The organism is Winogradskyella psychrotolerans (genome assembly GCF_018860545.1).
GTDB lineage: Bacteria > Bacteroidota > Bacteroidia > Flavobacteriales > Flavobacteriaceae > Winogradskyella > Winogradskyella psychrotolerans_A.
Window position 1 is genome coordinate 43,360 of record NZ_JAHKPN010000038.1, and the last position, 21,381, is coordinate 64,740.

Genomic DNA, 21,381 nt, shown 5'->3' on the forward strand with positions numbered 1-21,381 from the left:
AAAACTAGAAACGATCTATTTACTTTAACAACTGAGACTCACATCATATATTTTATTTTTTACAATAATCAATAATTCTTAATTTTTTTATACATTGTAGATCAATAAGGCATACTCTAATGCCAATTTTTAACTAACTAAATAAACTTTATTATGACAACTTTTAGAAACAAACCACCTATTAGCTTTTGGATTATCAGTGTATTAGCATTATTTTGGAATGGCGCAGGCGTTATGGCTTACATTGGTAGAGCTTTTATGACAGACGACATTATTGCACAATTACCAGTAGAGCAACAAGCAGAATTTTTAGTAGATTACCCTGCATGGTATACTGCAGCCTTTGCTTTAGCTGTTTTTTGTGGTGCTTTAGGATGTATTGCCTTATTAATACGAAGAAAATGGGCCTATACCCTATTCTTTATTTCTGCAATAGGTGCTATTGTCCAACATATCTATTTATTTCTATATGTTGAAATGACGACTGCGTCACTAATAATGCCCATATTAATAATTGTAGTGTGTGTTTTTTTAATCTGGTACGCTAAGAAGTCTATTTCCAAAGGCTGGATTAGGTAGTACATCGAAATCAATTTACACTCAAATGAAAGTACAAGTCAAATCTAGCTTGTACTTTTTTTTATTCAAAATCTACCGAATGTAGTATTAAACCCGAAGCAGGCGCTATATAATCCATCACTTCTGTGCTTTCCATTTTTAAGGTGTCTTCTATATAATTTAAAGTGATGTCACCTCTTCCTAATTTTATTAAACAGCCAAACATTAATCGGATTTGGTTTCTCATAAACCCTTTTCCAACAACTTTAAAAACATAAGATTGTTCAGGAAAAAAATTGGCTGTATAAATGTCATTATCTACAATTTCTGAGGATTCAATCGTTCTTACATATTCCCCTTTATCTGTAGCACGATAGCAATAGGTTTTAAAATTATGATGCCCTTCAAATAACTTAGCGCCTTGCTTCATCACATCAACATCAAGTGGCTCAAGAATAGTGGTTAGAATTGGTGCACAAAACGGATGGTTTTTTTGACCTTCGGAAAACACATAATGGTATTCTTTTAACTTAGAATCTTGAATAATATTAAAAGTTTTATCCACTTCTTGTATTGATAATGCTCTTATATCTTGAGGTAAATTGTGATTGAAAAGCGCTAAAAAGGCCTCAAAATCTTCAATCGGCTCATTGTAGATAAACAACTCTAAAGCCGCTTCATTAGCAGAGACCATAGCATCCGTTCTTCCTGCTCCTAGCGTTTTAAACCGTGTATCTTGAAAAATATACTTCAATGTACGGTCAATCATTAAGTGTACCGTTTTAACATCGGGTTGCTTTTGCCAACCATGAAAACGATAACCTAAATATTGTATTTTTATGAGATAATAGTAGCGTTTATCAAACATAATGGCAAGAACGTCATTTTATTGACGAATCCAAAAGCAATGCTTATATTTATGTTTATTATAATCTTATGAGGTGTCATTTAATTGTATTATTCATTTTCTTTAGCCTATTGAATTGCGAAAAAGAAAAGGTTAAAATTAAAAAAGGTCAAATTGAAATTGAAGAGTTATACATCAAGTATAAACCTGAAGAGTTCAACCTCAATCGAAGTTATATTATAGAATCCATTGACGACTCTGAAATTTATAATTATAAGCGCCTCATAGATTCTAATTTTAAACTACCTTTTGGACCATACAAATTGGTGTATTCTACATTTTACAGACAAGAAAACAACATTGAATTTACAATAAACAGTAAAAATACTAAAGTCGTTTTTTATCCAGATTCATTAGATTATTCTTTAATTAAAGACACCAAGTGTTGTTTACTTGTCGATGCATTAAAAGAAAATGAAATACTTAATCTTTACACAAATAGCTCTGGCTGTTTCTTATCTTATAGTACAAAATTAGAATTATATAAAAAAGAGTCCGAATATTACATCAACACAAATTATCACAATAATAAAAAACTGAATGCCAATCAAGTTAGACGTTTACGTGAGTTTGAATTTGAAGTTTACAACCTAGACTTAAGCGACTATTATTGTACTACTACTGAAAATTATTTATTTTTAAATTCAACTAGTAATGAGTTTGTAAGTGCCAATAATAGCTCTTGTCGTTACTATGGTTATCATTATTTAATGAAAAGCTTAAAAGAATAAAACCTATGAAATATCCGTTTGATCCTTTAATTAAACACCATGTGATAATTAGTTTACTATTGGCAATTTGGGTATTTGTATTTTTATACTTCACAGAACCGCTCGACGTCAATCAATTGTCTACTAATGAAAAACTTATTTACTTACCTGGCTACGGTTTAGTTGCTGGCTTTTGTTATTTGCTCTTTTTACCATTTCAAACCTATTTATATCAGAGTTTGAAAAAGCACTGGATGGTTTTAAGCGAACTTGTTTTTATACTCACCTTTTCAATAGGATCTATCCTAATTGCACGCTGTTATTATTTATATATAGTGGTAGCTAATGAACCTAATCCCTACACTTTAGGCTATATGCTTACTGCAATTTTATTACCTGCAGTAGCTACAATTTTGCCAATTATATTAATTGGACGTTTTAGTTTCGGAAAATATTATGAAAAACAATTGGACGATCAAAAAATTGAAATTAAAGGAGAAGGCAATTACGAAGGCTTACGATTACAACTGAATGACCTTATATGTGTTCAATCTTCAGATAATTATATTGAAGTTTTTTACCTCTCTGGATCTAGTTTGAAGAAAACATTGATTCGAAATAAATTATCTACGATAGATCATGAATTTCCAGAATTAATCCGTGCACACCGATCTTATCTTATAAATCCATTTCATTTTCAACGCTGGAAAACCGAAAATGGAAAGTTATTTGTAATCCTGAATCATCATGTAGAAGTACCTATTTCTAAAACGTATAAGGATCATATAAAAACAACGATTAATTCTGCCACAAACTAAGGGTATTTCACCCCAAACACCTATAATTACTGAGTTATTAGCTTTTCCAAATGTAAGTTTGCTTCAAGAAAGTTTAACACTAAAACACATTAATTATGAGAACGCTATTTACTTTTATCATCGTATTATTTATTTCAATAGTAATTGGAAACGCTCAAGAAGCGCAAAAAGAAGTCTTAATTGTAGGTACTATGCACACGGTTCCAAATATTGTGAAGAACAGTTACAAACCCATGTTAAAACGTGCCAAATTATATAATCCTACGGCAATTTATGTTGAAAGTCCACGAGGTAAAGACACCTTAAGTTGGGATTATTTAAAAGACGGTTGGTCTAAAAACTACAAAGCCTTTTATTATTTGTCGGATTCTATTAAAAACAATTTCTCTCCAAATGTTGAAAAATACAATGACATTCTTAATAAATCATTTTCAGACATGACCACAGAAGATTTGGATTTTATGATCACAACTTTTGCTTACCATAGAGATAATGCCAATCATGAATTCTACAGTTATATTAAAAAACATGGTATAGACGGTTCTAAAAAACCAACACAGCATGAAGATGGCGACTTAACCTTTAAACTTGCGTTACATCAAAATATAAAACTTTTAACTTCTATGGACGATCAGCAAACCAACGGAGACTACCATGACGCTTGGTCTAAATGCAGTAAAGAAGGTCAATCTAACGGCAACAATGCTATAAATAGTAAAATGAACAAAAAAGCTTACAATTCAGCGATAGTTCCTGCGATCTTTAGAGGATTGGGCAAGCATACTAATAAACGAAGATCCTTAGAGCAATTACATCAATCAAGTTCATTTACATACGTTGCAGTAAAAACAGAAGGTTGCACAGAAGGTGAAATTTATTGGAACGAACGCAACATGAGAATGGCAAAAAATATTGGTGACCAAGTCATGAGATCTAATTCAGAACGAAACATTGTGGTTGTTGGAGCCTCTCATGTTATAGGATTAGAAAAAGAACTACAAGCTAATTATCCAGAATTAAAAATTGTTCTTGTTGGTGACTAAACTTTCTTAAAATTACCGCAAAAACAGAACAGCCATAATTTTAAAATTATGGCTGCTTCTTTTTAAAGTATTGTTTTTTCCAAGTATGATTCTTATTTGATTATTAGTTTTTCAACACGACTTTCATTGCTGTTATCGTTTAACTGTACAATATAAACACCAGAAGTTAATTGACTAACATCAATTGATTGGTTGGTATTATGAGCATTTAACACATTTGTTAAGATAAGACGACCATTAATATCAAATAATTTTGCTTGTGTAGTATTTTGTAATTGACCATTTATATTCACCGTCTTAGCCGTATTATCAGTATATATTTTCACAGACTCAAAAGTGGATTCAACGGTACTTAATGTTGTGTTTTCAAATCTAAGATAAAAACGTCCAGTTCCACTTAAATCAGTCACCGGTGTCAATACATAGTCGGTAGTATTTAATAAGGTAACTGTATTATTAACCATGTCCTCTAAATACATATTCGTACTATCCGACATATCACTTTCTATAATACTAAATGTGAGCTCTTCTCCTTGATTGGCGTTAACTCCCAATGGAACAACAACATTACCCATAGAATCATTATGTAATGCTTGAATCGCTAAAGCGAGATTTGCATCACCTTCAATCAAACTAGAATAAATTGAAAATGCAGGTGGATTTGCTCCATATATACCTGCATCATAACCTGGATCTAAACCGTCCGAAGCATTACTATTGAAATAGAAATCAGTATTATAATTAGAACTACTAGAGCTCAATTTTAATTTTATATGTCCATAATGTGATGATGTTGAAGATCTACCAGCAATAAAATCATCTGAAGACCCCGTACGACGCATGGAAGCTGTAAAATCTATAAGTCCACCACCTATTTTAGATTTTACAAAGAACCCTTGTCCAGGAGCTATTAATTCGGAAACTCCAGAAGCTGCAATTGTTGCAGAATTCCAAACAGCCCAACCATCAGAAGCATCACCATCATACCCATAAATTGCTTTTTGGTTAGTGTCTAATTGTGATACATTTTCAACAAAAAATGTTTCAGCATCAATATAGGAAGGATATGGATTACCTATTAGATTCCATGCATCACCCGCTACAGCATCCGAAAGCACCACACCCGTAACATCGCCTGTTTCGGCGACACCTGTAAATTTTAAAACATCTCCTCCAGGAGTTAATGTTGCGGCTCTATACCCTTTACCGGATTCTATTGGAGTTAAGGCATTGACTACGATATCATAATTTTCATAAGCTCCAGCCATTGTATTGTAAGGTGCAAACGCTCTTAAATCATTAGAAGCGGGTAGCGTTAATACATTGGTGGCTGCAAAGGCAGGAAATAATTCACCTGAAACAGGTGATGAGACTAAATCATTTGTGCCAATTTCCTCAGTAAAACGATTATAAGTTACAACAGCGTCACCGGCAATTGTTCCATTTGAAATAAAACTGGAATACATATTAGATTGAGAATTCATTATCACTGCAGCTACAGTTAAAGTCACCCCGACATCTATAGTTAAAGATGCTCCTGCATTTACTGTAATTTGATCACATATAGTATTCGCAGACACTATCAAATCCCCATTTAAAATTAAAATGTGTCTAGTATCTACGTGAGCTACTGAACCAATAGGATTCAATCCATCAACCCAACCATTATCATAAGTAAAAATACTAGGATCATCCTCAAATGCAGAATTGAGAGATTCCTTGTTTACTACACTATTAAGTACTGATGTAACTTTTAAGTTTTCATGTGCTCTAGATAAATTAAAGACACTTAGAAATAATAAAAAAGCTAAAGTAGGTTTAGATTTTTTCATAAGATTTGGTTTTTTGTTTAGTTAATGATGCACCAAATTTATGTATAATAAAAAAATATAACCGATTAAAAGTCAATATATTCGACGAAAATCACCCTTTGTAATACTGCCCCTACTTTTAATAATTAGTAAATACTTTTCGTCTAGGAAATAGTTACTTTCGTCTATCGAGTACAGACACCACATTTTTCAATTTGAACCCTTTTGCTTGTAAAAGCATCAGATAATGGAATAGTAAATCGGCACTTTCTTCTAAAAACAAGTCATCATTGTCATCTTTTGCTTCAATAACAACTTCAACAGCCTCTTCTCCAACTTTTTGAGCTACTTTATTAATTCCTTTTGCAAATAATGATGCGACATAAGATTTCTCAGCATTACCTTCTTTTATTCTAGAAGTTATGGTCTCCTCTAGTTCAGAAATAAATCCATAAGTTTCTTCATTAGTTTCATTCCAACAGGTATCTGTACCTTTATGACATGTTGGACCTTCTGGACTCACTTTAATTAATAACGAGTCGCTATCACAATCCAACTTAATGTCTACCAAGTTTAAAACATTCCCACTCTCTTCACCTTTTGTCCAAAGTCGTTGTTTGGTTCTACTAAAAAAAGTAACTAATTTAGTATCCATCGTTTTCTGTAAAGCTTCGGCATTCATGTAACCTAACATTAATACTTTGTTAGTCTTATTATCTTGAATAATCGCTGGTACAAGACCATCTGTATTTTTATTGAAATCTACGTTCATAATATTTTTTTGTCATTCCTGTGGAAGCAGGAATCTATTTTTATTAATGTTCTATTTTTGATTCCTGTCTACACAGGAATGACATTTATAATCTTACAGGTATGTCCTGTTTTTTTAATGCTTCTTTTAATTCTAAAATCGGAATTTCACCGAAATGAAACACGCTTGCTGCTAATGCTGCATCAGCTTTTCCTTCTTTAAATGTATCGACGAAATGCTGAATTGATCCTGCTCCACCTGAAGCAATAATAGGAATATTAACTAAATCAGATAATTTCGCCAAGGCTTTATTTGCAAAACCAGCTTTAGTTCCATCGTGATTCATAGATGTAAAGAGAATTTCTCCCGCTCCGCGCTCTTCTACTTCTTTCGCCCACTCGAATAATTTTATATTTGTTGGAATCGTTCCTCCTGCTAAATGGACGAGCCATTCTCCATCAACTTCCTTAGCATCAATAGCAACAACGACGCATTGACTTCCAAATTTATCTGAAAGCTCATTAATCAATTCTGGTCGTTTTACTGCAGATGAATTAATAGACACTTTATCCGCACCGCAATGCAGCAAATCATCTACATCTTCAACAGATGAAATGCCACCACCAACCGTAAACGGAATATTCACTTGTTCCGCCACCTTTAAAACCATATCATGCATAGTTTTACGATTTTCTAAAGTGGCTGCAATATCTAAAAAGACTAATTCGTCTGCACCCAAATCAGCATATTGCTTCGCTAAGACAACAGGGTCGCCGGCGTCTCTTAAATCTACAAAATTGACTCCTTTTACGGTTCTACCGTTTTTGATGTCTAAACAGGGGACTATTCTTTTTGTTAACATACTTTTCTGTCATTCCTGTGAAGGCAGGAATCTAATTATTTAATTCTTCAAAGTGGATTCCTGCTTTTGCAGGAATGACAACAATTTGATTATTTATTAATTATAAACTTCTCTAATTCTTTTAAACTAATTCTATTCTCATAAATGGCTTTTCCGATGATAACACCTTCGCAACCCATTTCTTTAAGTTTAGGTAATTCATCAAATTTTGAAATTCCACCCGAAGCTATTAGCTTTAAACTATGGAATTTCTCGTCATGACTCCCCGTCGAAAAAGCATTACACTGCTCTAAAATCCTTTGATACAACTCAAAACTTGGACCTTCTAACATGCCATCCTTTGAAATATCTGTACAAATAACATCTGTAATGCCTTTAGATTGATACGATTTTATAAATTGAATTACTTCTAAATCACTTTCTTCTTGCCAACCACTAATGGCTATTTTTTCATTATTACAGTCAGCTCCAAGAATTATTTTATCTGAACCATATTTAGAAATCCAACCTTCAAATATGTCCGGATTTTTAACCGCAATACTGCCTCCTGTAATTTGATTCGCCCCAGAATTGAACGCAATTTTTAAATCTTCATCAGATTTAAGGCCTCCTCCAAAATCAACTTTCATATTGGTTTGAGTAGCAATCTTTTCTAACACTTTATAATTAATGATATGACTGGCTTTGGCACCATCTAAATCCACAACATGCAAATATTCTATGCCTGCACCTTCAAATGATTTTGCGACTTCTAATGGGTTTTCATTGTATATTTTTTTTGTATCGTAATCGCCTTTTGTAAGACGTACGCACTTTCCTTCTATGATATCTATTGCTGGTATTATTCTCATAACATTTCCTGCGAAAGCAGGAATCTCTTTTAATTAAACTTAATATTTTTATACCTAGAAGGTTTTTAAAACCTTGCAGGATTTTTTGGCCACAAATAAAACTATAAAACACCCCTAAAGTCCCCTCAAGGGGACAATCTTTCCATTAAAGATTCAGGAAATTTTTCAATATCTGCTCTCCTGCCTTTCCGCTTTTCTCAGGATGAAACTGAACGCCATAAAAATTATCATTTTCTAAAGCAGAAGCGTATTCCAATTCATAATCTGAAGTTGCAATAGATTCGTCACAATTTTCAGCATAATAACTATGGACTAAATACATATATTCATTGTCTTTTATACCTTTAAATAATCCAGATTTTAAATTTGAAATGGTATTCCAACCCATTTGAGGCACTTTTACCTTATTTGAAAATCGTTTGACTTCCGCATTAAAAATCCCTAAACCTTTGGTATCGCCTTCTTCTGTGTGGTTACACATTAATTGCATACCTAAACAAATACCTAAAACAGGTTGTTTTAATGTTGGAATTAATTGATCTAAACCACTTTCTTTTAACATTTTCATGGCTGAACTCGCCTCGCCTACTCCTGGAAAAATCACATTATCTGAAGCAATAATTTCATCTGGATTGTTAGTTAAAACAGCTTCTACTCCTAATCGTTTAAATGCGAATTGGATGCTTTTAATGTTTCCTGCTCCGTAATTAATTATTACTAATGATGATGTAGCCCCTTCTAGCTTCCCCAAAGGGGAAGAACTCTTACTCTTACTTGAAACAATTTTATCTTCTTTATTCATAATTTTCTAACGCTTCTAGTTCCTTCCCTATGGGAAGGTTAGGATGGGCTCTTTTTCTATAACATTCCTTTTGTTGATGGTAAAATCATCTTATCGACATCTTGTTTTACTGCCATTTTAATCGCTTTCGCAAAAGCCTTGAAAATCGCTTCAATTTTGTGATGCTCGTTAGTCCCTTCAACTTTAATATTTAAGTTACATTTGGCGCCATCTGTAAATGATTTAAAGAAATGAAAAAACATCTCGGTTGGCATTTTCCCAATCATTTCACGTTTAAATTCAGCTTCCCAAACGAGCCAATTTCTACCGCCAAAGTCAATACCTACTTGCGCTAAACAATCGTCCATTGGTAATGAAAAGCCATAACGTTCTATACCTAATTTATTGCCTAAGGTGGTTGCAAATAATTCTCCCAAAGCAATCGCTGTATCTTCAATTGTATGGTGCTCATCAACCTCTAAATCACCATCAACCTTTATATTTAAATCAATTTGACCATGACGCGCAATTTGATCTAACATATGATCAAAAAAAGCGATTCCAGTATCGATGTCGCTTTTTCCTGTACCGTCTAAATTTAAATCAATTTTAATTTTTGTTTCGTTGGTGTTACGCTCAATACTTCCGACACGTTCCGTTGTTTTCAAAAATTCATAAATCACTTCCCAGTCATTGGTTTCTAATGCGATATAGTCGTTCAATTCAGTATCACTCACGGTAACTTCATCGGTTCCCAAATTGGTATTATCATTTATAAAAATACCTTTGGCTCCTAGATTCTTTGCTAATTCAACATCGGTAAGACGATCACCAATCACGAAGGAATTTTCTAAATCATAAGGTTCAGAAAAGTACTTGGTTAGCAAACCTGTATTAGGTTTTCGGGTTGGCGCATTGTCTTTAGCAAATGTTCTGTCAATGAACTGTTCTTTAAAAACCACACCTTCAGCTTCAAATGTTTTTAAAACGAAGTTATGAACTGGCCAAAAAGTATCTTCAGGATATACGTCTGTTCCCAATCCATCTTGGTTGGTAATCATCACGATTTCAAAATTCAATTCTTTAGCGATTTTACTTAAAAATTGAAATACTTTTGGATAAAATTCTAATTTTTCAAACGAATCTATTTGTTTATCTGCTGGTTCCTTTATTAGTGTACCGTCTCTGTCTATGAATAATACTGGTTTCATATGTTACTGTCATTCCTGCGCAAGCAGGAATCTAATTTTAGATTAATAATATATTTGTGGATTCCGCATCAAGTACGGAAAGACAAACATTATGATAATTGAATTAATGTCTGAATTAACTTTTCATTTTCTTCTTTTATGCCTACTGAAAACCGTAAACAATTTTCACACAAAGGTTGATTGGTTCTATTTCTTACTACAATTCCTTTTTCAATCAATTGCTGATAGCGTTGATTAGCGTCATCTACTTTTGCAAGAATAAAATTAGCATCCGAAGAAAATACATTTTGTACAAAAGTAATTGACGTCAAAGCTTTACTCAGTTTTTCCCTTTCATAAAATATGCTTTTCACTTCATTATGAACAGAATCCATATTATTTAATCGTTCAGAAGCTTTATCTTGCGTCAATTGATTAATATTATATGGTGGTTTTATTTTGTTTAAAATTGATATAATTGCTTCCGAAGCATAACAAATCCCTAATCTAATTCCGGCTAAACCATAAGCTTTAGACAAGGTTTGTGTTACTATTAAATTCGGGAAATCTTGTAAACGAGTTAACCAACTTTCCTCTTTTGAAAAATCGATATAGGCTTCATCAATCACTACAATACCTTCAAAATTATTTAATAATGCTTCTATTTTATTCGCTTCAAAACTATTGGCTGTTGGATTATTTGGCGAACATAAAAACAAGACCTTAGTTTGTTTGTTTGCTGCTTCTAAAATCGCTTTTGTATTAGGTTGAAAATTAGATTCTAATTGAATTTCAATATTTTCAACCGCATTAAGATTCGCTAAAACATCATACATACCATATGTTGGTGGTAATGTGATAATGCTATCGTGATTCGGTTCACAAAAGGCTCTAAATATTAAATCTAAAACTTCATCACTTCCATTTCCTAATAAAATTTGATTAGCAGGCATGTCTTTTAATTCAGACAAACGTGTTTTTACTTTGGTTTGCTGTGGATCCGGATACCGATTCACATTAGTGTTGAAGGGATTTTCATTGGCATCAATAAAAACCATACCATCAGTAATATCCTTATACTCATCTCGCGCTGAAGAATATGGTTTGATATTTTTTATGTTTTCTCTTAAGAGATTGTTTATGTTAAAATTTTCTTTCATTTTAGTAGCTTCTCAAAATCACGCAAAGTGATGCTATTACTCAGTAATTAAATCGTTTAAACGCAAGGTTACCGCATTTTTATGAGCTTGCAATCCTTCTGCTTCCGCCATAAGCTCAATAGCATTTCCGATGTTTTGAATCCCTTCTTTAGATATTTTCTGAAAGGTAATACGCTTTTGAAAACTCCCTAAATTCACTCCAGAATAGGCTTTAGAAAATCCATTGGTTGGTAAGGTATGGTTAGTTCCAGATGCGTAATCACCAGCACTTTCAGGTGTGTAATTTCCAATAAAAACAGAACCTGCATTGTTAATCTTATCTATAAAGACATCATTATTTTCCGTAGCTACAATGAAATGCTCAGGACCATATTCATTAATGAGGTCTATGGCTGTTTCAATAGAATCTACGACAATGGATTTAGAATTAGCTATGGCCTTTTCTGCCATCGCTTTTCTCGGTAAAGCTTCTAATTGCTTCTCTACTTCAACAGAGACATTACCTGCAAAATCTTGGGATGTCGTTACCAAAATCACTTGGCTATCACTACCATGCTCGGCTTGACTTAATAAATCTGACGCTACAAAAGCAACATTAGCAGATTCATCTGCCATTACTAAAAGTTCACTTGGTCCTGCTGGCATGTCAATCGCAACACCATATTTTGTGGCTAACTGTTTCGCAACGGTAACAAATTGATTACCAGGACCAAAAATTTTATAGACTTGGGGAATCGTCTCAGTACCAAAAGTTAACCCTGCAATAGCTTGAATTCCTCCAACCTTAACGATCTTAGTAACACCACATAGGTGAGATGCATACAGAATTTCATTAGCAATTTTCCCTTCTTTATTCGGAGGTGTACATAATACGATGTCTTTACATCCTGCAATTTGAGCAGGGATAGCCAACATTAACACCGTTGAAAATAAAGGAGCTGTTCCTCCTGGAATATAAAGCCCAACTTTTTCAATTGGTCGATTCTCTTGCCAACATAAAACTCCAGGCATGGTTTCAACTTCTACTTTGCCTGTTTGCTGTGCGCTATGAAACTTATAAATGTTGTCTTTAGCTAATACAATTGCCTTTTTTAAATCTCCGATCACTAATTTTAAAGCGTCTTCAATCTCTTGAGGCGATATTAAATTAGATTTTAGATCAACACTATCAAATTTTTGAGTGTACTTTTTAATGGCGCTATCACCATCACTTTGAACCTCTTCAAAAATTTGATTAACCGTTGCTTCAATCACTTCAACGGATTGTGTAGGACGTTGAAGCAAGGCTTTCCATGTTGATTTTTCTGGGTTATTATATAATTTCATAATTAAAGCACCATATTTTCGATTGGACAAACCAAAATACCTTCAGCACCATTCGCTTTTAATTCATCAATAATATTCCAAAAATCATTTTTATCTAACACAGAGTGCACCGAACTCCAGCCGTCTTTGGCCAAAGGCAAAATAGATGGACTATTCATTCCTGGAAGAATCTTCACAATATTGTCTAGTTTATCATTTGGAGCATTTAGCAATACATATTTACTTTGTCTGCCTTTTAAAACCGACTTTAATCGGAATTGAAGTTTATCTATTAAAGCTTGATTTTCTTCTGAAATTTTAGGTGATGTTGCTAATACCGCTTCAGATTTAAGAAGTACTTCCACCTCTTTCAACCCATTTTTAAAAAGCGTACTACCACTCGATACAATATCGCAAATCGCATCAGCAAGACCGATATTTGGTGCAATTTCAACAGAACCATTAATAATATGTAAATTGGCTTTAAGTCCTTCTTTTTCTAAAAATTGATTCACCGTATTTGGATACGATGTGGCGATTCGTTTTCCGTCTAAATCTTTTAAACTTTTTGCTTTTGATGATTTTGGAACTGCAATAGAAACTTTACATTTTGAAAATCCTAAACGTTCTACAATCTTTAAATCATTTCCTTTTTCTATTAGGACATTTTCACCAATTATAGCTGCATCTACAACTCCATCTCTTAAATACTGTGGAATATCACCATTTCTTAAATAGAAAACTTCTAGCGGAAAATTACGTGCTGAAGCCTTTAACTGATCTTTACCATTATCGACAGAAATTCCAATTTCTTTTAGAATTTTCATTGAGTCTTCATTAAGTCGACCCGATTTTTGTACGGCAATTTTTAATTTACTCATTTTTAAAGTTTGATTATGTCTAAGATTTCAGCATGAGCATATAAAACAAAAAACCCATCTGATTTCTCAAACGGGTTTTTATAATATATTTTGAACTTATTCAATACAGATTCACCTCGCTTGATTGCTAGTATGAAAATGATGATGAAATTGAATAGTTGTCATGTTTCTTATTGTTATTACAAATATTGTTAATTTAATTTTAGTAATCCTAATTTTAATTCAAAGAAAACAAATTTTTAACATTTTAACAGTATTTGTATCTTCAATTATTGATTCCCTAAGATAATTGGTAAGCCACTATCTCCGGAACCGATTATAATTGTTTTACTATTTGGCGATTCAGAAAGTTTAACTGTTGCTTCAATCCCTTTATCTTGAAGAATTTTATCAGTTAGAGACGCACTTAAAATACGGTTAGCATCTGCTTTACCTTGTGCATCAATAATAACCTTTTCGGCTTCTTTCTGAGCTGTAACCAATCTAAATTCATATTCTAAAGATTCTTGCTCTTGCTTTAGTTTTCTCTCAATAGCTTCTTTTATTGTAGGTGGAAGCGTAACATCTCTAATTAAAATATCATTTAACTGAATGTACTGTGGTTGTACGATTTTTTTAGTTTCTTCAAAAATCTCTTCTTGTATAGCATCTCTTTTACTAGAATACAATTGTTCTGGCGTATAGCGTCCTACAACACTACGCGCTGCACTTCGAATAGCTGGCTGAAGCACGCGACTTAGATAGTCCTCACCTTTCTCGTTATGCAACTTACCCAGCGAATTAATATCTGGTTGGTACAAAATAGACGCATCTAATTTAATATCTAAACCATTTGAAGACAATACAGCCATTTTCTCTGCCACTTCTTGTTGACGCGTTTCGTAATCGATTACGCGATTCCAAGGCGCTATGATATGAAAACCAGGACCTAATGGTGCTTTTCCTGCAACCACACCTCCATTTAATGTTTCATACAATACTCCAGCATGACCAGAGTCTAATGTAACTGCAGATTTTGCTAAAATTATAATTAATAATACGACTCCGATTAAAATCGGCAATCCAATTTTAGGTAATTTTTCCATTCTATACGTTTTAAATTAATCCGTTATATTTTCTGATAAACCACTCAATAAAAAGGCTTAACACGATTAAACCAAGTAGATATTTCCAATCTATCAAAGGTACGATATTTTTAGTGCTTTTTTGAATCGTTCTAAAGCGATTATCACTTAATAACGTGTTTATTAATTCTTGCGTTTGCGTCGTAAAATAAGCAGATCCATCACTGTAATTGGCAATTGATTTTAATTTAGAAATATCAGCATTCAAGAATTGCTGCTCAACATTAAAGTCTAAAACTTGAAAACTTCCAGAAGCTGATACAGATTCTGAGTTATGCTTAATAGTAAAATCATATAAACCCGAATGGATTCCGCTTAAATCTACTGTGTAATTTCCATTATTTAATAAAAGCGGTACTTCTTTTACAGTAGCGTCATCCGTATTTTTTAAAACAATACTTAATAACGCCGAATTATCAAACTCGAAATTTTTGTTGAAATACTGGGCTGAAATTATAACATCATCATTACCATTATAAAAAGATTTATAATCGATATTAATACGTTTTCTTTTTTTATTTGAGCTTAAATACTGAACAAATTTATTAATGAATTCATCGAAATTATTAAAGCTATTCGTATTTATAAACGATTGCGCTCTCCACCTCCAAATATCTTCGCCATTTAAAATAGCATGTTTTGAACCATCAGCTTCAAATGTGGCAAGTAATATATCTTCGGTTGTAATTCCGTTAACACTTTTATACAACAGCGTTTCATGCGGAACCGAAATATTAAGTGCTCCAAACTCAGATTTCAACGGTGGAAAACTATTAAAATCTAAATTTTCTACAATGAACGTTCCATAATTTCTATTTAAACTAGGTTGAAAATTCTCAGTTTGATTGGTAATGGTTTGTTTAAAATAATCTTGCGTTTGGTTAAGTAGATTCCAGCTAGTCGTTTCTCCTGAAATGATAAATGTATTAATTTTTTGTTCTTTAATTTCTTTTAAAACAGAATTGAAGTTATTATTTGGCTGATACAATATAACTAACTGAAAATCTTTTAATTTACTTATAACGTCTTTTGGTTTTAATATTGAAACACTACGTTGTTCGTTACTTTCAATCGCCTTTTTTAAAGCACCCAGATCAGGATGTAAACGCTCGTAAACTAAAGCAACATTCGTTTTCTGATCAATAACTTCTACTCCAAAATTCTTAATATTATTAACCTTGTTCTTTTCGCTATCTAGAGCAACCAACTCAACGCGGTATGTTTTAACACCAACACTATTTGCCATTAAAGCCGTTGAAATAATTTCGGATGATTTTGATGCATCAAACTGAAGCGTTTTTCTAAATACTACAGTATTACCAGACCAAATTTTAAGTTCCGAACTAATAGCTTCATTGCCACTGTAATTCGCGATAATCTCTACCGGAAACTTATTTTTCAAGTACACATAGCGATTGACGTTTAATTGCTTTATACTTAAATCGGAATAGACTGTAGAATCTCCTAAAATTATAGGGTAAATAGGCTGTTTTACTCCTTTTGCTATATAACTGTAATCGGATCCATAAGTTTGGTTACCATCACTCAATATAACAATTGGTGCTGTTTCATTGGCATATACTTCTTCAAATTGTTTTAAAGCTAATGCCAAATTAGACTGACGCTCATTAAAACTTAAAGTGTCTAGAGTGGAAACTGATTTTCCAAAACTATAAGCCTGAATGTCAAAACGATCTTTTAATTCTGAATTAGTCTGTAACGCAGCAACCACTTCCCTAGCCTTTACATCTTGTTTTAAATACGAAACGGATTCCGAATTATCAACTGCAACCACTAAAGTTGGTTTCTCATTGAAATAAGTATAGGATTCAAACTTTGGGTTAATGAGTAACAATAGAATACCAACAATTGAGACGCTTCTTAAAGCTACTAGTACATATTTAAGTCTCGACTTTAATTTCGATTTATACAAATACTGAAACAGCGCTAATAAAAGCGCTGTGATTGCAGCAATTGTTATGTATATTATTGTTAGTTTATCCATTAAGAACACTTAATAACTATAAGATTCCTGCCTTCGCAGGAATGACGGTTTAAGTCAGCATACCTCCATCTACATTAAGTGTTTGTCCTGTGACATAAGCACTTAAGTCACTTGCTAAGAACACACAAGCATTAGCAATATCTTTTGGTGTACCTCCTCTTTTTAGTGGAATACCTGCCCTCCAACCTTTAACGGTAGCTTCGTCTAGTTTTGCAGTCATTTCGGTTTCAATAAAACCTGGTGCAATGACGTTGCTTCTTATATTACGAGATCCTAACTCTAATGCCACAGACTTAGAGAAACCAATAATTCCGGCTTTAGACGCTGCATAATTTGTTTGTCCGGCATTTCCTTTTACACCAACCACAGAACTCATGTTAATAATTGATCCTTTACGTTGTTTCAACATGGTACGTTGTACCGCCTTCGTCATGTTAAAAACAGATTTAAGATTAACCTCAATAACTTTATCAAAATCATCTTCTCCCATTCGCATTAGCAGATTGTCTTTTGTAATACCTGCGTTATTTACTAAAATATCAATCGATCCAAATTCAGCCAAAACATCTTCAGCTAACTTCTGAGAATCTTCAAAATTTGCTGCATTACTTTGGTAACCTTTAGCTTTTATACCTTTAGAATTTAATTCTTTTTCTAATTCGTTTGCTGCTTCAACTGAAGAACTATAAGTAAACGCAACATTGGCTCCATGGTCTGCAAATACTTCTGCAATTCCTTTTCCGATTCCTCTACTTGCGCCTGTAATGATGGCTGTTTTTCCTTCTAAAAGTTTCATGATAAATTTATGATTAGTTTAGTGATATACTATTTTATTTAAAAAACGATTTAAGTAATTGACGTCTTAAAATCTTAATCCAAAGATAGCAATTACAATTTGCACGAAATAAAAAAACCTCACAAGATTTTGTAAGGTTTTTAACAGTTATTGCTGAATAAAATTCAACAACTATAATTTATTATATAAGTAGATTAGCCTAAAACTTCAGCTACTTTCTTTCCTATTTCAGCAGGAGAATCCACAACGTGAATTCCACATTCTCTCATAATTGCTTTTTTAGCTTGTGCAGTGTCATCACTTCCACCTACAATAGCACCAGCATGTCCCATAGTACGACCAGCAGGAGCAGTTTCACCAGCAATAAAACCAATAACTGGTTTTTTACTTCCACTTTCTTTGTACCAATTAGCGGCATCAGCTTCTAATTGACCTCCTATTTCACCAATCATAACCACAGCTTCTGTTTCTGGATCATTGATTAATAATTCAACAGCTTCTTTAGTCGTTGTTCCAATAATTGGGTCTCCACCGATACCAATTGCTGTAGTAATACCTAAACCTTGTTTTACAACTTGGTCAGCAGCTTCATATGTTAACGTACCAGATTTAGAAACGATACCAACATTACCTTTTTTGAATACAAAACCTGGCATAATACCAACTTTAGCTTCACCAGGAGTTATAACACCAGGACAATTAGGACCGATTAAACGACACGCTTTACCTTTAATGTAGTTAGACGCTTTAATCATATCTGCAACAGGAATACCTTCCGTAATTGTAATAATTACTTTGATACCTGCATCCGCAGCTTCCATAATGGCATCTGCAGCAAAAGCTGGTGGTACAAAAATAATTGTGGTATCTGCACCAACTTTTTCAACAGCTTCTTCAACTGTGTTAAAAACCGGCTTGTCTAAATGTGATTGACCACCTTTTCCTGGAGTTACACCTCCAACGACATTTGTACCATATTCAATCATTTGTTCAGCGTGAAAAGTACCTTCACTACCTGTAAAACCTTGAACTATTATCTTAGAATTCTTATTAACTAAAACGCTCATTTGATATTGTTGATTTTAAGTTTTATGTATTTCGTTATGCAAAAATAAGAGATTTTAACGCAAAAGCGACCTCTTTTATATATTTATTTCACCGTAAGATGTCATGCTTTTTTTATGGTTTTCATCCGGAGGTTCACTAGTTTCAAAACTGCGATATAATTTTCCATCTCTCACCTACCAAATGGCTAAAAAATGAGCTAGAATGGTTTTAAAATATGGACTTTCAATGGTCATACCAAAAGTAATATACCTCGTTGTTTTAAACACATCGGATTGTACTAAATGTGTAAATACAAACCAAAGACGACTATAGAGTTTCTAGTGCTGACATTATAAATTTTTTAATTTTTGAAGTATTTCAGGAATTCGCTTAACGTAAGCCATTTCCTTAAACATTGTTCTAGCATCTTGCGCAGGACTACCGAAATAAGTTTTCCCTTCTTCAGTTGTATGACCTAAACCAGATTGTGCATAAAGCACAGTTCCTTTCGCAATGGTTATTCCACTTTTAACACCAACTTGTCCCCAAATCGTCACATTATCTTCTACAACTACACAACCCGCAATACCCGTTTGTGATGCAATTAAGCACTTCTTACCAATTACAGTGTCATGGCCTATTTGAATTTGATTATCTAGTTTAGAGCCTTCACCAATAGTGGTATCTCCTGTAACACCTCTATCAATTGTACAAAGTGCTCCAATATCTACATTATCTTCAATAATAACGCGTCCACCAGATTTTAACTGATCATAACCTTCAGGTCTATTTTTATAATAAAACGCACTTGCACCTAAAACTGTTCCTGAATGAATGGTAACATTATCACCAATAATAGCATCATCATATATACTTACATTAGCATGAATGATACAGTTTCTACCAATGGATACATTGTGCCCAATAAAACAATTCGGTTGAATTTTAGTCCCCTCACCAATTACGGCATCATCAGCAATAGCTCTATTTGAAGCTTTAAAGGGTTTAAAATGAGATGTGATTTTATTAAAATCCCGAAATGGATCATCAGAAATTAAAAGGGCTTTTCCTTCAGGACAAGCAACATCTTTATTAATTAAAACTATGGTTGCAGCAGACTCTAAGGCCTTATCGTAATATTTAGGATGATCTACAAAAACAATATCACCCGCTTCTACGACATGAATTTCATTAATACCTAGGATTTCAAAATCTTCTGAACCTCTAAATTCACAATCAATTAAGGTTGCTATTTGTTTTAAACTATATGGTTTAGGGAATTTCATTTCTCAGTTTACAATTTTCAGTCACAGTTTACAGCCCACTTATAGAGACCTCTACTGCGTACTGAGATTATTCCTTAATACGCTCTTTATAAGTCCCTTTGTCTGTTTCAACTTTAATTTTATCACCTTCATTAATAAATAAAGGAACATTCACCTCGGCACCAGACTCTACAGTTGCCGGCTTAGTTGCGTTAGTTGCAGTATTCCCTTTTACTCCTGGCTCTGTTGCCGTAACTTCCAAGATAACAGAAGCTGGTAAATCTACAGAAAGTGGCATATTATCTTCAGTATTAATTTGAATAGTAACCACTTCGCCCTCTTTCATTAAATCAGTTCTATCAATTGCAGATTCTAATAATCTAATTTGAGTGTAATCTGATTCATTCATAAAATGATAAAATTCTCCATCATTATATAAATACTGAAATTTATGAGTTTCAACACGTACATCCTCAATTTTATGTCCTGCTGAAAATGTGTTATCTAATACTTTACCCGTTGTTACACTTTTCATTTTAGTTCTTACAAATGCTGGACCTTTTCCTGGTTTTACATGAAGAAATTCCACTATTTTGTAGATATCATTATTATATCTTATACATAATCCGTTTCTAATATCTGAAGTACTTGCCATTTTATTGTTTATTGTTAAACTGTTAGTTATTGCTTATTTATATATCTACTTTATTGTGAAAATTTAATTCGATTTAAAGTAGCCTTTCATGATTCCACGATGCGAATTCTTAATAAATTGAAGAATTTCATCGCGTTCTGGAGTGGCCTCCATTTCAGCTTCAATTAAATCTGAAGCTTGCGTATTATTATAATTTTTTTGATAGAGCATTCTGTAAATATTCTGAATCTCTCTGATTTTTTCTGATGCATAACCTCGTCGTCTTAACCCCACAGAATTAATTCCGACGTAAGACAAAGGCTCTCTACCAGCTTTTACAAATGGAGGCACATCTTTACGTACTAAAGAACCACCAGTAACAAAAGCATGGTTTCCTATAGAACAAAATTGATGAACCGCAGTCATACCTGCTAAAATCACATAATCACCAACTGTGATGTGCCCAGCAAGCGTACTATTATTTGAGAAAATACAGTTATTACCCACAATACAATCATGAGCAATATGACAATACGCCATAATTAGACAATTATTACCAATTACGGTTTTCATCTTGTCACTTGTACCACGATTTATTGTAACGCATTCTCTAATGGTTACATTATCACCAATCTCAACAGTGGTATCTTCATCATTGTATTTTAAGTCTTGTGGCACCGCTGAAATGACAGCGCCTGGAAAAATACTACAATTTTTACCTATTCGAGCACCTTCCATAATGGTTACATTACTTCCAATCCAAGTCCCTTCACCAATTTTCACATTATTATGTATGGTTGTAAAAGGCTCTATAACGACGTTTTTGGCGATTTTTGCACCAGGATGCACGTATGCTAATGGTTGGTTCATTTTTCTAATGTT

The 21,381-nt window shown here is 33.2% G+C and carries 21 protein-coding genes; 4 read left to right on the top strand and 17 right to left on the bottom strand.

The genetic code is table 11. The annotated features are described in order from the left end of the window. Positions 1-153: 153 nt before the first annotated feature. Positions 154-579, top strand: a complete 426-nt coding sequence (locus tag KO515_RS12480) for a hypothetical protein (protein WP_215936676.1) — start codon at positions 154-156, stop codon at positions 577-579. A gap of 61 nt (positions 580-640) precedes the next feature. Here KO515_RS12480 and truA read toward each other — a convergent pair whose 3' ends face one another. Further along, positions 641-1,426, bottom strand: a complete 786-nt coding sequence (truA, locus tag KO515_RS12485; RefSeq protein WP_215936677.1) for a tRNA pseudouridine(38-40) synthase TruA — start codon at positions 1,424-1,426, stop codon at positions 641-643. A 110-nt stretch (positions 1,427-1,536) separates the two neighbouring features. Between truA and KO515_RS12490 the strand changes: the two genes are divergently transcribed. From KO515_RS12490 to KO515_RS12500, 3 genes are all read left to right on the top strand, one after another. Then, entirely contained in the window at positions 1,537-2,196 is a 660-nt protein-coding gene (locus KO515_RS12490; RefSeq protein ID WP_215936678.1) for a hypothetical protein, read from the top strand. Positions 2,197-2,201: 5 nt separating this feature from the next. Further along, positions 2,202-2,993 carry a LytTR family DNA-binding domain-containing protein gene (locus tag KO515_RS12495; protein WP_215936679.1) on the top strand — a complete coding sequence of 264 codons (792 nt, stop codon included), beginning with the start codon at positions 2,202-2,204 and terminating at the stop codon, positions 2,991-2,993. Between the two features lie 95 nt (positions 2,994-3,088). Further along, positions 3,089-4,036: a DUF5694 domain-containing protein gene (locus KO515_RS12500; RefSeq protein ID WP_215936680.1), complete on the top strand. Its 948-nt coding sequence runs from the start codon at positions 3,089-3,091 to the stop codon at positions 4,034-4,036. Positions 4,037-4,128: 92 nt separating this feature from the next. Here the strand turns inward: KO515_RS12500 and KO515_RS12505 are convergent, their stop codons facing one another. The 16 genes from KO515_RS12505 to lpxA all read right to left on the bottom strand — a co-directional run bounded on the left by KO515_RS12505 (position 4,129) and on the right by lpxA (position 21,369). Further along, positions 4,129-5,868 (bottom strand): T9SS type A sorting domain-containing protein, encoded by a 1,740-nt coding sequence (locus KO515_RS12505; RefSeq protein WP_215936681.1) that lies wholly within the window; start codon positions 5,866-5,868, stop codon positions 4,129-4,131. 154 nt (positions 5,869-6,022) lie between these two features. Further along, positions 6,023-6,619 (bottom strand): bifunctional phosphoribosyl-AMP cyclohydrolase/phosphoribosyl-ATP diphosphatase HisIE, encoded by a 597-nt coding sequence (gene hisIE, locus KO515_RS12510; protein WP_215936682.1) that lies wholly within the window; start codon positions 6,617-6,619, stop codon positions 6,023-6,025. A gap of 85 nt (positions 6,620-6,704) precedes the next feature. After that, positions 6,705-7,460 carry an imidazole glycerol phosphate synthase subunit HisF gene (gene hisF, locus KO515_RS12515; protein ID WP_215936683.1) on the bottom strand — a complete coding sequence of 252 codons (756 nt, stop codon included), beginning with the start codon at positions 7,458-7,460 and terminating at the stop codon, positions 6,705-6,707. A gap of 89 nt (positions 7,461-7,549) precedes the next feature. Continuing rightward, complete coding sequence (hisA, locus tag KO515_RS12520) at positions 7,550-8,311, bottom strand: 1-(5-phosphoribosyl)-5-[(5-phosphoribosylamino)methylideneamino]imidazole-4-carboxamide isomerase (protein ID WP_215936684.1); 762 nt, start codon at positions 8,309-8,311, stop codon at positions 7,550-7,552. A gap of 145 nt (positions 8,312-8,456) precedes the next feature. Further along, a complete protein-coding gene (gene hisH / locus KO515_RS12525; RefSeq protein WP_215936685.1) occupies positions 8,457-9,113 on the bottom strand; it encodes an imidazole glycerol phosphate synthase subunit HisH in 657 nt (218 codons plus the stop codon). Between the two features lie 56 nt (positions 9,114-9,169). After that, entirely contained in the window at positions 9,170-10,303 is a 1,134-nt protein-coding gene (gene hisB / locus KO515_RS12530; protein ID WP_215936686.1) for a bifunctional histidinol-phosphatase/imidazoleglycerol-phosphate dehydratase HisB, read from the bottom strand. Positions 10,304-10,392: 89 nt separating this feature from the next. Then, complete coding sequence (gene hisC, locus KO515_RS12535) at positions 10,393-11,442, bottom strand: histidinol-phosphate transaminase (protein WP_215936687.1); 1,050 nt, start codon at positions 11,440-11,442, stop codon at positions 10,393-10,395. 36 nt (positions 11,443-11,478) lie between these two features. Then, on the bottom strand, positions 11,479-12,768 hold the full coding sequence (gene hisD, locus KO515_RS12540) for a histidinol dehydrogenase (protein ID WP_215936688.1): 1,290 nt from the start codon (positions 12,766-12,768) through the stop codon (positions 11,479-11,481). 2 nt (positions 12,769-12,770) lie between these two features. Further along, positions 12,771-13,628, bottom strand: a complete 858-nt coding sequence (hisG, locus tag KO515_RS12545; RefSeq protein ID WP_215936689.1) for an ATP phosphoribosyltransferase — start codon at positions 13,626-13,628, stop codon at positions 12,771-12,773. A 269-nt stretch (positions 13,629-13,897) separates the two neighbouring features. Continuing rightward, entirely contained in the window at positions 13,898-14,713 is an 816-nt protein-coding gene (locus tag KO515_RS12550) for a prohibitin family protein (RefSeq protein ID WP_215936690.1), read from the bottom strand. Between the two features lie 10 nt (positions 14,714-14,723). Next, positions 14,724-16,757 (bottom strand): VWA domain-containing protein, encoded by a 2,034-nt coding sequence (locus tag KO515_RS12555; protein WP_215936691.1) that lies wholly within the window; start codon positions 16,755-16,757, stop codon positions 14,724-14,726. A 49-nt stretch (positions 16,758-16,806) separates the two neighbouring features. Further along, entirely contained in the window at positions 16,807-17,553 is a 747-nt protein-coding gene (gene fabG, locus KO515_RS12560; protein ID WP_215936692.1) for a 3-oxoacyl-[acyl-carrier-protein] reductase, read from the bottom strand. Positions 17,554-17,747: 194 nt separating this feature from the next. After that, entirely contained in the window at positions 17,748-18,620 is an 873-nt protein-coding gene (sucD, locus tag KO515_RS12565; RefSeq protein ID WP_215936693.1) for a succinate--CoA ligase subunit alpha, read from the bottom strand. A 330-nt stretch (positions 18,621-18,950) separates the two neighbouring features. After that, on the bottom strand, positions 18,951-19,886 hold the full coding sequence (locus KO515_RS12570) for a UDP-3-O-(3-hydroxymyristoyl)glucosamine N-acyltransferase (RefSeq protein ID WP_215936694.1): 936 nt from the start codon (positions 19,884-19,886) through the stop codon (positions 18,951-18,953). A gap of 67 nt (positions 19,887-19,953) precedes the next feature. Beyond that, a complete protein-coding gene (gene efp, locus KO515_RS12575; protein WP_215936695.1) occupies positions 19,954-20,520 on the bottom strand; it encodes an elongation factor P in 567 nt (188 codons plus the stop codon). A gap of 63 nt (positions 20,521-20,583) precedes the next feature. Continuing rightward, a complete protein-coding gene (gene lpxA / locus KO515_RS12580) occupies positions 20,584-21,369 on the bottom strand; it encodes an acyl-ACP--UDP-N-acetylglucosamine O-acyltransferase (RefSeq protein ID WP_178985269.1) in 786 nt (261 codons plus the stop codon). Between the last annotated feature and the right edge of the window lie 12 nt (positions 21,370-21,381).